Origin of the sequence: Mesorhizobium sp. L2C084A000 (genome assembly GCF_000502875.1) — a bacterium.
Taxonomy (GTDB): Bacteria; Pseudomonadota; Alphaproteobacteria; order Rhizobiales; family Rhizobiaceae; genus Mesorhizobium.
Map to the genome: position 1 here is coordinate 638,929 of NZ_AYWX01000001.1, position 13,829 is coordinate 652,757.

Annotated in this window: 12 protein-coding genes; 4 read left to right on the plus strand and 8 right to left on the minus strand. The window is 65.0% G+C overall.

Going from position 1 to position 13,829, the window contains the following annotated elements:
* Positions 1 to 121 precede the first annotated feature (121 nt).
* Positions 122 to 1,507 (minus strand): PLP-dependent aminotransferase family protein, encoded by a 1,386-nt coding sequence (locus tag X735_RS162655; RefSeq protein WP_023809050.1) that lies wholly within the window; start codon positions 1,505 to 1,507, stop codon positions 122 to 124.
* 81 nt (positions 1,508 to 1,588) lie between these two features.
* Here X735_RS162655 and X735_RS162650 point away from each other — a divergent pair, with 81 nt between their 5' ends.
* From X735_RS162650 to X735_RS162635, 4 genes are all read left to right on the plus strand, one after another.
* A complete protein-coding gene (locus X735_RS162650) occupies positions 1,589 to 2,080 on the plus strand; it encodes an Lrp/AsnC family transcriptional regulator (protein WP_023809051.1) in 492 nt (163 codons plus the stop codon).
* A gap of 129 nt (positions 2,081 to 2,209) precedes the next feature.
* Positions 2,210 to 3,703, plus strand: coding sequence for an NAD-dependent succinate-semialdehyde dehydrogenase (locus X735_RS162645; protein WP_023809052.1), 1,494 nt, complete (start codon positions 2,210 to 2,212; stop codon positions 3,701 to 3,703).
* A gap of 38 nt (positions 3,704 to 3,741) precedes the next feature.
* On the plus strand, positions 3,742 to 5,121 hold the full coding sequence (locus tag X735_RS162640; protein ID WP_023809053.1) for an aspartate aminotransferase family protein: 1,380 nt from the start codon (positions 3,742 to 3,744) through the stop codon (positions 5,119 to 5,121).
* A gap of 8 nt (positions 5,122 to 5,129) precedes the next feature.
* On the plus strand, positions 5,130 to 6,233 hold the full coding sequence (locus X735_RS162635; protein WP_023809054.1) for an alcohol dehydrogenase family protein: 1,104 nt from the start codon (positions 5,130 to 5,132) through the stop codon (positions 6,231 to 6,233).
* 12 nt (positions 6,234 to 6,245) lie between these two features.
* Here X735_RS162635 and X735_RS162630 read toward each other — a convergent pair whose 3' ends face one another.
* From X735_RS162630 to X735_RS162600, 7 genes are all read right to left on the minus strand, one after another.
* Positions 6,246 to 7,292, minus strand: a complete 1,047-nt coding sequence (locus tag X735_RS162630) for an ornithine cyclodeaminase (RefSeq protein ID WP_023809055.1) — start codon at positions 7,290 to 7,292, stop codon at positions 6,246 to 6,248.
* Between the two features lie 29 nt (positions 7,293 to 7,321).
* On the minus strand, positions 7,322 to 7,951 hold the full coding sequence (locus X735_RS162625) for an FMN-binding negative transcriptional regulator (protein WP_023809056.1): 630 nt from the start codon (positions 7,949 to 7,951) through the stop codon (positions 7,322 to 7,324).
* A gap of 4 nt (positions 7,952 to 7,955) precedes the next feature.
* Complete coding sequence (locus tag X735_RS162620) at positions 7,956 to 8,837, minus strand: branched-chain amino acid ABC transporter permease (RefSeq protein ID WP_023809057.1); 882 nt, start codon at positions 8,835 to 8,837, stop codon at positions 7,956 to 7,958.
* A gap of 5 nt (positions 8,838 to 8,842) precedes the next feature.
* On the minus strand, positions 8,843 to 9,547 hold the full coding sequence (locus X735_RS162615; RefSeq protein WP_023809058.1) for an ABC transporter ATP-binding protein: 705 nt from the start codon (positions 9,545 to 9,547) through the stop codon (positions 8,843 to 8,845).
* 4 nt (positions 9,548 to 9,551) lie between these two features.
* Positions 9,552 to 10,718, minus strand: a complete 1,167-nt coding sequence (locus tag X735_RS162610; RefSeq protein ID WP_023809059.1) for an ABC transporter substrate-binding protein — start codon at positions 10,716 to 10,718, stop codon at positions 9,552 to 9,554.
* A 44-nt stretch (positions 10,719 to 10,762) separates the two neighbouring features.
* Positions 10,763 to 12,592 carry a branched-chain amino acid ABC transporter ATP-binding protein/permease gene (locus X735_RS162605; protein WP_245273060.1) on the minus strand — a complete coding sequence of 610 codons (1,830 nt, stop codon included), beginning with the start codon at positions 12,590 to 12,592 and terminating at the stop codon, positions 10,763 to 10,765.
* A 14-nt stretch (positions 12,593 to 12,606) separates the two neighbouring features.
* Entirely contained in the window at positions 12,607 to 13,773 is a 1,167-nt protein-coding gene (locus tag X735_RS162600; RefSeq protein WP_023809061.1) for an FAD-binding oxidoreductase, read from the minus strand.
* Between the last annotated feature and the right edge of the window lie 56 nt (positions 13,774 to 13,829).

Genomic DNA, 13,829 nt, shown 5'->3' on the forward strand with positions numbered 1-13,829 from the left:
GTTCCCCGTCCTGGAGAGGTCTATGCTCTTAACGATGCGGAACGCGCCAAATCATGTCAATTGAGAAAATAATATCATGACAATTATTTCTGATTCCGCACAATTTCCGAGCAACCCCAGCCTAGATAGCGAGCAGCAGGTGTTCCGGATCGCCAAGCAGCAGCTTGGTGACAACGCCGAGGCCGGCGCGCAGTTCCCCCTCGGTGGTCGAACCCAGCGAGATACGCACCGCCGGATGCCACGGCGCAGCCGAAATACGGAAGGACGTGCCGGGTGCAATCGCCACACCCTGCAGGCGGGCCTGGGCGACAAAGCTTTCCTCGGCGCGGTCGGCCGGCAGTTGCAGCCAGACATGCAGCCCGTCTCGCCGGGCGCGATAGCCGACCCCCGCCAGCACTTGCGCTGCAATATCCTGCCGGCGCCGCAAAGCCGCGCGCTGCCAGTGGACAAGCTCCATCGCCGTCCCGTCGGTCACCCATTTTGTGGCGATCTCGGCCACCAGCGGCGTCGCCATCCAGTTCGAAACCAGATGCCGGTTGGCGACGGCGGCGACATAGCGGTCGGGTGCGACGAGATAGCCGATGCGCAGCCCGGGCACGGTGATCTTGGTGAAGGAGGTGACGTAGAGCGTGCGCTCCGGCGCGAACGCGGCAACCGGCGGCGGCCGGTCTTCGACCAGCGGACCGAGCACATCGTTCTCGATGATAGCGATGTCGTGCTTGCGCGCAACCGCCGCGATCTGCTCGCGCCGCGCCGCATCCATCAACGTCGCCGTCGGGTTGATCACCGAGGGCTGCACGAAGACCGCGCGGATGTCGGAAAGCCGGCAGGCTTCGTCCAGCGCTTCCGGGATCAGGCCGTTGTCGTCGATCGGCAGGCCTTCCAGGTTGAAGCCGAGATAGCGTGCCAACGGCACCAGCGTATGGTGGCCGATCGCCTCGGTGGCGACCGTCGAGCCCGGCGGGGCGACACTCATCAGCGCTACCGTCATGCCGGCGGTGGCGCCGTTGGTCAGGCTGATGTTCTGCGCGGAGGTGTCGAGACCGCACAGTTTCAGCCATTCGACCGCCACCGCGCGGTGGCGCGGAAACACCATGTTGGGCCGAAACGACAGTGCCGAACTCGACGGCAGGTTCTCGGCCAGCCAGCCCAGCGCCTGCTTCAGCCGCTCCAGATGCATCGGCTCGCAGACCGGCTTCAGGATCGACAGATCGATGACTTCGCCGAGCCGCTCCGGCAGATAGGGCGGTTCCGGCTCGCGGCGCTGCGTCTGGACGAAGCTGCCGCGGCCGATCTCGCCCGAAATCAGCCCGCGGCGGATCAATTCCTCATAGGCGCGGCTCACCGTCTGCACAGAAAGCTTGAGGTCGTCGGCCAGACGTCGATGGGTCGGCAGCCGCGCGCCATTGGCGAGGCGCCCGTCATGGATGGCGCGCGCGAACTGGTCGGCCAGCGATTGATAGGCCGGGCGCCGGATGAGCGCGGGATCGGGTTGCCACAATGTCATGACTTATTAGAGATCGAAATCAGTGCAATTGACAATCGAAATAATGCGCCGTCATGGTACTCGGACGAAAAGTGAGCTCTGATGACATCCGCGAAACTCGACCCGATCGACCTGAAAATCCTCGACGCCATCCAGCGCGACGGACGCATCACCAAGTTGGCGCTGGCCGAGCAGGTCGGCCTGTCGCCGACGCCGTGCTGGATGCGGCTGCGCAAGCTGGAGAAGGCCGGCATCGTCTCGGGCTATCACGCCAGGATCGCCATGCGCGTCGTCGCACCCGTTGCCACCGTCCTGATGGAGGTGACGCTGGCAAACCACCGCCAGGCCGATTTCGACCGCTTCGAGCGCGTCATCCGCGATGTTCCCGAGATCGTCGCCTGCTGGTCTGTCGGCGGCGGCGTCGACTATGTGGTGAAGGTGATGGCGCGCGACATCGACGCCTATCAGCGGCTGGTCGATGGCTTGCTCGAACGGGAAATCGGCATCGACCGCTACTTCACCTACATCGTCACCAAGACGGTGAAGGACGAGATCGCGCTGCCCATAGCCGACCTGCTGCCGGCGTCGGCTTAAGGCGGAGAGATCATCTGTCGGGGCGGGACAAAAGAGAGAGTCTCTCTCCTTCGAGGCATCCAAACAGCCTCTCTATCTGCATCGGGCGGATAGTCTTCCCGCATCAGTCCGAACCGGGAGGTCTCGCCCATGTCCGCGCATTTCGCCCGCTCGCATCGCCATGAAGCGCTCGACCGCCTGACCGACCGCCGGCTGCTGCGTGAACTCGCCTATGTCGATGGCCACTGGACGGCAAGCGAAGCCGCTGAAAGCTTCGAGGTCACCGATCCGGCCACCGGCACGACTGTCGCTTTCGTCGCCGCGCTAGATGCACGGCAGACGACAAAGGCGATCGATGCCGCCGCACGCTCCTTTCCGGCATGGCGGTCGCTGTTGCCGCAGGAGCGCTCCAAAATCCTGCGCAAATGGTTCGAGTTGATCATCGGCGCCAAGGATGATCTGGCTCTGCTGATGACGCTGGAACAGGGCAAGCCGCTGCAGGAATCGCTGGGCGAGATCGACTACGCCGCCTCTTTCATCGAGTGGTATGCCGAGGAAGCAAAACGCCTGAACGCCGAGAGCGTCACCAGCCATCTGCCGAACGCCGAAATGATCGTGCGGCGCGAGCCGCTCGGTGTCGTCGGCATCGTCACGCCGTGGAACTTTCCGTCGGCGATGCTGACCCGCAAGGCTGCGGCAGCCCTTGCCGCCGGCTGCACCATCGTTGCGCATCCGTCCTCGGAAACACCGCTGTCGGCGCTGGCGCTGGCCGAACTCGGTGAGCGCGCCGGCCTGCCCGCAGGCGCCTTCAACATCGTCACCGGCAAGGCTTCGACCATCGTCGGGCGGATGTGCGAAGATCCGCGCGTCCGTGCCATGAGTTTCACCGGCTCGACCGAGATCGGCAGGCTGATCGCCGCGCAAAGTGCGCCGACCATGAAAAGGCTGATGATGGAGCTAGGCGGCCACGCGCCGCTGATCGTCTTTGCCGATGCCGATCTGGACAAAGCGGTTGATATCGCCATCGACGCCAAATTCGCCACGTCGGGCCAGGACTGCCTCGCTGCCAACCGTATCTATGTCCAGCGTCCGATCTACGATCGGTTCTGTGCCGCCTTCGCCAAGCGCATCGAGACGCTGCGGACCGGCAATGGCCTTGCAGATGACATTGACATCGGGCCGCTGATGCATAAGCGCGCCATCAAGAAGGTGGAAGAGCAGGTCGCAGACGCGCTGACCCATGGCGCGCGCTGCCTCACCGGCGGCAAGCGACATCAGGCTGGCCCCCTGTTCTACCAGCCGACACTGCTGGCCGATGTTTCCGACGAGGCGCTGATCATGCGCGAGGAGACGTTTGGCCCGGTGGCCGCCGTGACGCCGTTCGACAGCGAGGATGAAGTGATTGCCCGCGCCAACGCCACCGAGTATGGCCTCGTCGCCTATGTCGTAACGGAGAATGGTGGCCGGCAGCAGCGCATGGGCCGCGCGCTCGACTACGGCATGGTCGCCATCAACCGCGTCAAGATCACCGGCGCGCCGATCCCGTTCGGCGGCGTCAAGCAATCGGGCATCGGGCGCGAAGGCTCGCGCCACGGACTCGAGGCTTTCACCGATCTCAAATATCTCTGCCTCGATGTAGCTTAAGCTGCACCGGAATCACCCTTTTGTCAGGAGTTAAAAGAATGCTCGACCAGTCCAACGAACTCGCCGCCTGGGATCGCGACCACTTCTTCCATCCCTCGACGCATATGGGCACGCATGCGCGGGGCGAAAGCCCGACGCGCATCATGGCCGGCGGCGAAGGCGTCACCGTCTGGGACAACAATGGCAGGAAGAGCCTCGATGCCTTCGCCGGCCTCTATTGCGTCAATGTCGGCTACGGCCGCCAGAAGATCGCCGACGCCATCGCCGCCCAGGCGAAGAACCTCGCCTACTACCACGCCTATGTCGGCCACGGCACCGAAGCCTCGATCACGCTCGCCAAGATGATCATCGACCGCGCGCCGCAAGGCATGTCGAGGGTCTATTTCGGCCTCTCAGGCTCGGATGCCAACGAAACCAACATCAAACTGATCTGGTACTACAACAACGTGCTCGGCCGGCCGGAGAAGAAGAAGATCATCTCGCGCTGGCGCGGCTATCACGGCTCGGGCGTGATGACGGGATCGCTGACCGGGCTCGACCTGTTCCACAACGCCTTCGACCTGCCGCGCGCGCCGATCCTGCACACCGAGGCGCCTTATTATTTCCGCCGCGCCGACCGCTCGATGAGCGAGGAGCAATTTTCGCAGCATTGCGCCGACAAGCTCGAGGAGATGATCCTGGCTGAGGGCCCGGAAACGGTCGCTGCCTTCATCGGCGAGCCGATCCTGGGCACCGGCGGCATCGTGCCGCCGCCGGCCTTCTATTGGGAAAAGATCCAGGCGGTGCTTAAGAAGTACGATGTGCTGCTGGTCGCCGACGAAGTGGTGACGGGCTTCGGCCGGCTGGGCACCATGTTCGGCTCCGACCACTACGGCATCAAGCCGGACCTGATCACCATCGCCAAGGGCCTGACCTCGGCCTATGCGCCGCTGTCGGGCGTCATCGTCGCGGACAAGATGTGGCAGGTGCTGGTTGAAGGCTCCGACAAACTCGGTTCGCTCGGCCATGGCTGGACCTATTCCGCGCATCCGATCTGCGTTGCCGCCGGCGTCGCCAATCTCGAACTGATCGACGAGATGGATCTTGTGACCAATGCCCGCGAGACCGGCGCCTATTTCCGCGCCGAACTGGCCAAGGCGGTCGGCGGCCACAGGAATGTCGGCGACGTCCGCGGCGACGGCATGCTGGCGGCGGTGGAGTTCGTCTCCGACAAGGACGACCGGGTGTTCTTCGACGCTTCGCTCAAGATCGGGCCGCAGGTGGCGACGGCGCTTGCCGCAAGCGGCGTCATCGGCCGCGCCATGCCGCAGGGCGACATTCTGGGCTTTGCGCCGCCGCTCTGCCTGACCCGCGAGGAAGCCGACATCGTCGTGTCGAAGACAGCCGATGCGGTGAAAAACGTGTTTGCCGATCTCTGAGAGTGACTATGAATGCCATGACCAGGACCCTCCCCGCCACCATGGCCGCCGTGCTGCTGACCGGGCACGGCGGACCGGAAAAACTCGTCTACCGCAGCGACGTGAAAGTGCCCTCGCCCGCTCCCGGTGAAGTGCTGGTCAAGGTCAGCGCTTGCGGGATGAACAACACCGATGTCTGGGTGCGCCAGGGCGCCTATGGCACGGAGGAGGACGCTGCCGCCGTGTCGACATGGCGCCGCCAGGGCAACACGCTTGTTTTCCCGCGCATCCAGGGCACGGACACCGTCGGTATCGTCGCCGCTGTCGGCGAAGGAGTGTCGCCGGACCGTATCGGCGAACGGGTGATGGTCGATTTCTCGATCTACAATCGCGACGACGATTCGCTCGCCGACATCGACTATATGGGCCACGGCCGCGACGGTGGTTACGCCGAATACCAGGCGGTGCCGGCCGAGAACGCTCATGTCATCGACACCGACATGAGCGATATCGAACTCGCCACCTTCTGCTGCGCCTACCTGACCGGTGAACAGATGCTGGAGCGCGCCGCGCTCAAGGCCGGCGAGCGCGTGCTGGTCACCGGCGCCTCGGGCGGCGTCGGCTCCGGCATCGTGCAATTGGCACGGGCGCGCGGCGCCATCCCCTATGCCGTCGTCGGCAAGGGCAAGGAGCAGGCGGTGCGCGACATCGGCGCAGAGGCTGTCATCACCCGTGGCGTTGCCGACCTGCCGCATGCCGTGAACGAGGCGACCGGAGGCCAGCCGATCGACGTTGTCGCCGACCTCGTTGGCGGTGCCATCTTCAATGACCTCCTGCGTATTCTCAGGCCCGAGGGCCGCTACACCACGGCTGGCGCAATCGCCGGCCCGGTCGTGCAGCTCGATCTCAGGACCATGTACCTGAAGCAATTGCAGCTGCATGGCTCAAGCCAGGGCACGCGCGCGGATTTCCGCCGCATCGTCGGGCACATCGAGGCGAAAAAGATCCGGCCGCTGGTCGGCGGCGTCTACAAGCTCTCCGATTTCCACCATGCGCAAGCGGATTTCATCGCCAAGGATTTCGTCGGCAAGCTGGTGGTGGTGCCGGATGCCATGTGGGGTTCGGCTATCTGAACGACCGATGTCTCAACCCTGCTGGGCCGCCCGCAGCAGCATGCCGAACAGGTCGCGCGGCTCGTCGGGGTCGGCCAGCATGTCGAGTTCCTGATAGAGGCCGGTCGAGCGCAGTTGATCCCTGACGTAACGCAGTGCCGAAAAATCCTCGATGGCGAAACCGACCGAATCAAACAGCGTGATCTGGGTCGCATCGCGCCGGCCTTGTACGGCGCCCGACATCACCTGCCACAGCTCGGTCACCTTGTGATCTGGTGCAAGCTGCTGGATCTCGCCCTCGATGCGCGTCTGCGGCGGATATTCGACGAAGATGTCGGAGCGCAGCAGGATATCGCGGTGCAGTTCGGTCTTGCCGGGACAGTCGCCACCGACGGCGTTGATGTGCACGCCGGAGCCGACCATGTTGTCGGTGAGGATGGTGGCGCACTGCTTGTCGGCGGTGACGGTGGTGATGATGTCGGCCCCTTCTACCGCCTCTTGCGCGGTGCCGCAGGCGACCATGTCGAAGCCGAGGCCGGCCAGATTGCGGATGCATTTTTCGGTGGCCTTGCGATCGATGTCGTAAAGCCTCAGCCTGTCGATGCCGAGCAGCGCCTTGAAGGCTACCGCCTGGAATTCGGCCTGAGCGCCGTTGCCGATCAGCGCCATGCAGTTCGAGCCGGTCGGCGCCAGGTACTTGGCGGCCAGGGCCGACATCGCCGCCGTGCGCAGCGCGGTCAGGATGGTCATTTCCGACAGCAATACGGGGTAGCCATTGTGGACATCGGCGAGCATTCCGAAGGCGGTCACCGTCTGGCGGCCCTCGCGCATGTTCTTGGGGTGGCCGTTGACATATTTGAAGCCATAGACCTCGCCGTCGCTGGTCGGCATCAGCTCGATGACGCCTTCGGCGCTGTGCGAGGCGACGCGCGGCGTCTTGTCGAACAGTTCCCAGCGGCGGAAATCGTCCTCGATGTAGCCTGAGAGTTCGACGAGGAAGCGCTCGACGCCGATCTTCAGCACCAGCTTCATCATATGATCGACGCTGACGAAGGGCACGATGTTGAGATTGGGGATCATTTTTTCTTATCCTTGCCGCATGCAAACGGTCAGTCCTGGCGATGCGCGTTGTGCGTCTTCATCATCATCGCCAGCGCCGGATCGTTTTGCTCCAGCGCCGTGATGGCTTCGCTCGTGTCGTAGAGGCGCTCATCCTGCCCCATCTTGAACTTGGCCTCGAGCCGCTCGATCGGCAGGTCGAAGCCTATGATACCCGGTATACGCCGCTCCATGCCACCTGGCCCGAGCTCGCGCATGCGCCAGCGGTCGTCGCGATCTTTTTGCAGCACGTCGACAAGCTGCAGGAGATGCCTTGCGGTGGCATGATCGTCGAGCGGAACCGGACGCCCATGGCAATGCACGACGGCAAAGTTCCAGGTCGGCGCGCTGTCGCGCACCGGATTGCGCGGATACCAGGACGGCGAGATGTAACCATGCGGACCGTGGAAGATGGCGGCCGTCTCCCTGCCTTCGCTGATCAAGGTGCTGTGCGGATTGGCCCTGGCGAGATGCGAGACCAGCGTTCCATTTTCACCACGGTCGCGATCGAGCACGAACGGAAGATGCGATACGACCAGCCCTTGCGGCCCCGCCGTCACCACCGTCGCGAAGGCCGCGGCCTCAATCAAGCCGAAGACCTCGTCGCGCGACAGCGGTGCAAATTCAGGCTTGGTATACATCAGGTCAGCTTCGCTGGGCGCGGACCGCCGGGATCAGGCCTTGCGGGCGAACCAGCAGCACGGCGATGACACCCGACAGCACGATGGCGTCGCGATAGGGCGCGATCGCTCCCGGCAGTGTCGCTTGCAACAGGACCTCGATGATGCCGAGCAGGAAGCCGCCGGCGACAGCACCGGGCAAGCTGCCTAGCCCCCCGACGACGGCGGCGATGAACGCCTTCAGCACCGGCGTGAAACCCATCAGCGGGTCGACCGAGGCACGCTGCGCAACCCACAGGATGGCCGCCAGCCCGGCAAGCAGGCCGGAGAGCAGGAAGGCGGTGGCGATGATGCGGCTGGCCGGAATGCCCATCAGGCGCACGACGTCGAAATCTTCCGCCGCGGCGCGCATCGCCGTGCCGGTCACCGAGCGGCGAAGGAAGACTTCCAGCGCAATCAGCGCCAGTGCGGAGACGACGATGGAGATGCTGGGACCAACGCCGATGGTGAAATCGCCAAAGGAGAAGGCGCCGGTCATCCAGCCGGGCATGGCGACAGCCTGCGGCCGCGCCGAAATGCCGTTCTGGAATACGACCTTCAACAGGCTGGAGACGGCAAAGCTGGTCAACAGCAGGCTGGTGACGCTGGCGCCGCGCATCGGCCTGAAGGCGATACGCTCCATGGCGACAGCGGCGAGCGCGCCGCAGGAGACGGCGACAAGCACGGCTACCGGGAAGGGAAAGCCGAGCACCAGCGAGGCCAGAAGCGCGTAGCCCGACAGCGTCATCAGCTCGCCATGGGCGAAGTTGATGAGGCCGACGATGGAAAAGACGATCGCCAGCCCGAGCGCCAGCAGCGCATAGACGCCGCCGAGGCTCACCGCATTGATGATCTGCTGCGCGATCATGCTTCTCAAGCTCCCAAATAGGCCTGGCGGACGAGGTCCGAGGAGGCGAGTTCTTTTGCCGTGCCGGCCAGCACCACTTCGCCATTGGCGAGCACGACGGCGCGGTCGGCGATTTCGAGCGCCAGCGCCACATTCTGTTCGACCAGAAGGATGGTCAGGCCCTTGCGGCGCAGTTCGGCGATCAGGTCGAAGACGGTGTCGATCAGTTGCGGGGCAAGGCCGAGCGAGGGCTCGTCGAGCAGGATCATGCGCGGCTTGCCCATCAGCGCGCGGGCGATGGCCAGCATCTGCTGTTCGCCGCCCGACAGATTGCCGCCCTTGACGCGATGGTAGCGGCGCAGGATCGGGAACAACTCCAGCATCTCCTCCTCGCGCAGCCTTGCCTCGGCCGCCGGCTGATGCACCGCGCCGCCGAGACGCAGATTGTCGGCCACCGTCAGGCTGGCGAAGATACGGCGGCCTTCGGGAACCAGCGCGACGCCCTTGCGGGCTATCGCCTCCGGCGCCAGGCCGGTGATGTCGACACCGTCGAAGACCACCTTGCCGGATGCCGCCGGCACCAGCCCGGCGACGGCGCCGAGCGTCGAGCTCTTGCCGGCGCCGTTGGCGCCGACCAGCGCGATGATCTCGCCGCTGCCGACGGTGAGGTCGACGCGGCGCACCGCCTCGACCTCGCCGTACCGGATTTTCAGGGCTTCGACGCTCAGCATGACATCACGGCGCGGGAACGTCGGCAGCGTCGGGGATCAGTGTCTGGACATGCTTGCCCTCGCCGCCCTCGTAGCGCATCAGCGCCACTGGCCGCAACGGCATGCGATCGGTGCCGGCATAGGTGATCTTGCCGGTGATGCCTTCGAAATCCTTGAGGCCGGCGATGGCGTCGCGGATCGCCTTCGGGTCGTCGGAGCCGGCCGTCTTGACCGCCTGGTCGAGGATCAGGCCGATCTCGTAGCCATTGACCTCATAGGTCGATTCCGGTGCGTGGCCGGCATATTTGGTGAAGGCGGCGTTGAAGGCCTCTAGCTTGCTGCCCGGCTCGGCATAGCCGGCCGCGGTGTAGACGACGCCGTCGACCAATTTGCCGAGCGCCTTGATGGTCGGCGTGCCGATGGCATCGGCGCCATAGACCGGGATGGTGACGCCGGCGCCGCGCAATTGCTGGATGAAGGCCGGGAAATCCGGCTCGTAGGCCGCCGTCATGATCAGGTCGGGCTTGTCGGCCAGGCCCTTGATGTTGGTGATCTCGGCGGAAAAGTCGGGCTGGCCCATGCTGAAGGTGCCGCGGCCGACAATGGCGCCGCCCTTCTTCTCGAACACTTTGCCGAAATATTCCGGCAGATTGGCGGTGTAGGTGGAGTCCGGCGAGGTCAGCAGGAACACCTTCTTCTTGCCTTCGGAGACGGCAAAGTCGGCGACCGCCGTCGCCTGCACATTGTCGGCCGGATAGGTGCCGAACATGACGTCGCCGACCGCGCCGGTCAGCACCGGGGCGGAGCCGCACAGCGTCAGGGTCGGAATGCCGAGCGGCTGGGTGAGCTGGCCGGCGGAAATCGAGGGATCGGCATCGCACGGCGTGATCATGATCTTGGCGCCGGCGTCGATCAGCTCCTGGGCGACGGTGGCGGTCTGCGCGGTATCGGAGCGCGTGTCCTTGATCAAAAGCTTGACGGTGTATTTGCCGCCGAGCCCGCCCTTGGCGTTGAGTTCGTCGAGCGACATGCGCAGGCCGGCAAGTGCCGGCTGGTCGTAAGGGGCAAGGCCGCCGGTCTGCGCGGTCGCGGCACCGATGATGATCTCCTCGGCGCTGGCCGTCGAAATGGCGGCGATGCCGAACACGGCAGCGCACAGGGCGGCGCGATGGAGGCGATAGAGGCTTGGCATGTCGGTTCTCCTTCTGGATTTTTATGATTGGTTGTCGTTGCAGGTCATGCGGTCTGGTTTTCAGCTGTTGCGGTCTTGGCACGCGCCGTGCGGCTGCCGAGATAGGCGGCGATCACGGCGGGGTTCTTCTGGACGTCGCCGGGCGTGCCGTCAGCGATGACGCGGCCATGATCGATGACGACGATGCGCTCGCACAAATTCATCACCAGCCGCATGTCGTGTTCGATCAGCACGACGCCGATGCGGCGCTCCGCGCGAACCGTCGATAGAATCGAGACCAGTTCGGCGGTCTCGACGGCGTTCATGCCGGCGGCCGGCTCGTCGAGCAGCAGGAAGCGTGGCCTCAACACCAGGGCGCGTGCCACTTCGAGCCGGCGGCGCTGGCCATAGGCAAGCCTGGCGGCCGGCTGATCGGCAAATCTCTCCAGCCCCATGCGCGCAAGCTCGCTCATCGCCGCCGCCTCGGCATGGCCGAGATCAGGTTCCACCTGGCGTGCTGCGACAACGACATTTTCGAGCACCGTCATGTGCGGAAAAACGCGGATGTTCTGGAAGGTGCGGGCAACGCCGGAGCGGGCGAAGCGAAAGGCCGAAGCCTGCCGCACCGCGCCGCCGACAGACACCGTGCCGGCACTTGGCTTGATATCACCGGCCAGCATGTTGAGCAGCGTGGTCTTGCCGGCGCCATTGGGACCGATAATGCCGGTGATGCTGTCTGTCCCGAAGCTCAAACTGACGTCATCGACGGCAACGACGCCGGCATAGCGGCGCGACAGATGGTCGGCGGTGAGCCGGTCACTCTCGACATGCTGCGGAGGTGCCGCCGAAGCCGTCACGGCCTGGCGTCCCGGCCGGCGCAAAAGGTTGAGCTCACGCTCGCCGAACAGACCGGTCGGGCGCCGCCAGATGACCAGGATCATGGCGATGGCCAGCACGCCCTGGGTCAAGCCGAACAGGACAGGCAGATGCAGGCCGAGCACCTCGCCGCCGCCCTCGAAGCGGCGCACCACTTCGACCAAAACGATGGTGACGATGACGCCGGCGAAAGCGCCGAGCGACGAGGTCATGCCGCCGACGATCAGCATGGCGAGCATGGTGAAGCCGAGGTCGAAATAGAAATCGCGCGGCGAAAACGCGCCAAGGAATTGCGCCATCATGGCGCCGGCGGCCATGGCGGCGACGACGCCCGCCACCCAGGCGGCCAGACGCGCCGTGCGCTGGTCGACGCCGACGGCGGCCGCACCACGCTCGTCATTGGCGGGNAGGCCGAAGGAGGTTTCGCGAAACAACCTCGCCGCCACCAGCGCCACCGAAGCGACAGCGGCAGCCGTCCACAGCCCGACCTCGCGCGGCACGCCGTAAAATGGCTGGCTGCCGCGGGTGATTTCGCGTCCGGCGACCAGCAGCGTGTAGACGATGATCAGCATGGCAAGCGTTGCGATCGAAGCGCTCGATCCGGAAAGCCTGAGCAGCGGCGTGCCGGTCAACAGGCCGACGATGACCGCGAGAGCAAGGACGACGGCCAGCGCCGCGACAAAGGAGAGTTGATGGCCTGCGAGGAATTGCGGCAGGTCGCGCAGCGCCGTTCGCTGCAATGCGGTCGGCATGGTGAGGATGCCCGTAGCGTAGGCGCCGAGGCCGACAAAGGCGGCCTGGCCGAACGAGACGATGCCGCTGTTGCCGGAGAATATCTGCAGGCCAAGCACCGCCGTCAGCATGATCGCTGCATAGGTGACCACACGTTGCATGGCGGCGCTGCCGAAGACAAAGGCGGCAAGCGCCACCAGCAGCAGCACCGCGACCATGCACAGGGCATCGGCGGTGGCGTTGCGAAACGCGGCCGGCATGAGGCCGCGTGAGTTGCTCTCGCTCATCGTCGGCGACGCCATCACGCGGCCCTGAAGCGATCGGGCGAAAACGGCGCCAGGATCGGCTGTGCTCCCTCGGTGACCAGCCTGGCCACGGCCTCGCCGACGGCTGGACCGGTCTTAAAGCCGTGGCCGGAGGATCCGGCAGAAACGACCAGCCCTTCGACCCCAGGCATGGCGCCGATGACAGGCAGATCGTCGGGGCTCATGTCGTAGAGCCCGGCATAGCCGGGGCGGATGCCAAGTTCGGCCATGGCCGGCAAGCGGGTGGCGAAGGTCTCCAGGATCTCGACCGATTCAGCTTCCTCGACACCTTCCATGTAGTTGTCGGGATTTTCGACAAGGCGCGGACGGCCTGCATGCTCATGGCGCAGGCCGGTGCCGCCGCCGGCCCAGGTGCCGGCCAGGATGACGCCGTCATTGTCGGGCCGTGCATAGTTGCAGGAAATGTCGTCGCACCAGGCGAACGGCATGACCTGCCTTGCCTTGCCGGCAGCGTCCAGCACGGCCATCGGATGGCGCTCGACATGCAATGGCAGATCCAGGCCCACTGTCGCCAGCAGCCGGCGCGTCCATGGCCCGGCGGCCAGGACGACGGTACCGGCTTCCAGCACCGTTCCATCGGTCAAGGTGACGCCGGTGATGCGGTCGCCCTGCCGCTGGAGGCTCTCGACCAACGTGTTCTGCATGATCCCAGCACCGTTGGCGCGGGCGGCACGGGCGATGGCGTTGGTGGCGCCGAAGGCATCGGCGTAGCCATATTCCGGCTCCCACAGCGCCATTGCGACATTGTCCAGGACAAAGCCGGGTGCCGCGTCGGCAAAGGCCTGCGGCGACAATGTCTCGATGCGCGCGCCCTCGCCGCGGATGCGTTCGGCTGCCGCCGTCCAACTCACCTTGTTGTCGTTGCCGCAGACCCACATCATGCCGATTTCGGTGACAAAGGATCCTTCGCCCGCGATTTCCGGCAGCGACACCAGGATCTCTCGGCCACGGATGGACAGCTGCGACAGTTCCGGCATCAGGTAGAAGGCGTGCAGCAGCGCCGACGATTTGCCCGACGGGCCGCCGGCGGGGTGGGTCTGCTCGACCAACGTGACCTTCACACCGGCCTTGGCCAGATGATAGGCGGCGCTCGATCCGACAATACCGGCACCGACGACGATGACGTCGCTTCCGTTTCGCATGGCTGTTCCCCACAGTCTCTTGGCTGCTTTCCGACAAGGTAGGGCCAGCGATCACA

Excerpts from the sequence above, each read along its gene's own strand:
- X735_RS162600 (WP_023809061.1), bottom strand. The coding sequence starts at position 13,773 with ATGCGAAACGGAAGCGACGTCATCGTCGTCGGTGCCGGTATTGTCGGA.
- X735_RS162625 (WP_023809056.1), bottom strand. The coding sequence starts at position 7,951 with ATGTATACCAAGCCTGAATTTGCACCGCTGTCGCGCGACGAGGTCTTC.
- X735_RS162630 (WP_023809055.1), bottom strand. The coding sequence starts at position 7,292 with ATGATCCCCAATCTCAACATCGTGCCCTTCGTCAGCGTCGATCATATG.
- X735_RS162615 (WP_023809058.1), bottom strand. The coding sequence starts at position 9,547 with ATGCTGAGCGTCGAAGCCCTGAAAATCCGGTACGGCGAGGTCGAGGCG.
- X735_RS162610 (WP_023809059.1), bottom strand. The coding sequence starts at position 10,718 with ATGCCAAGCCTCTATCGCCTCCATCGCGCCGCCCTGTGCGCTGCCGTG.
- X735_RS162650 (WP_023809051.1), top strand. The coding sequence starts at position 1,589 with ATGACATCCGCGAAACTCGACCCGATCGACCTGAAAATCCTCGACGCC.
- X735_RS162640 (WP_023809053.1), top strand. The coding sequence starts at position 3,742 with ATGCTCGACCAGTCCAACGAACTCGCCGCCTGGGATCGCGACCACTTC.
- X735_RS162655 (WP_023809050.1), bottom strand. The coding sequence starts at position 1,507 with ATGACATTGTGGCAACCCGATCCCGCGCTCATCCGGCGCCCGGCCTAT.
- X735_RS162645 (WP_023809052.1), top strand. The coding sequence starts at position 2,210 with ATGTCCGCGCATTTCGCCCGCTCGCATCGCCATGAAGCGCTCGACCGC.
- X735_RS162620 (WP_023809057.1), bottom strand. The coding sequence starts at position 8,837 with ATGATCGCGCAGCAGATCATCAATGCGGTGAGCCTCGGCGGCGTCTAT.
- X735_RS162635 (WP_023809054.1), top strand. The coding sequence starts at position 5,130 with ATGAATGCCATGACCAGGACCCTCCCCGCCACCATGGCCGCCGTGCTG.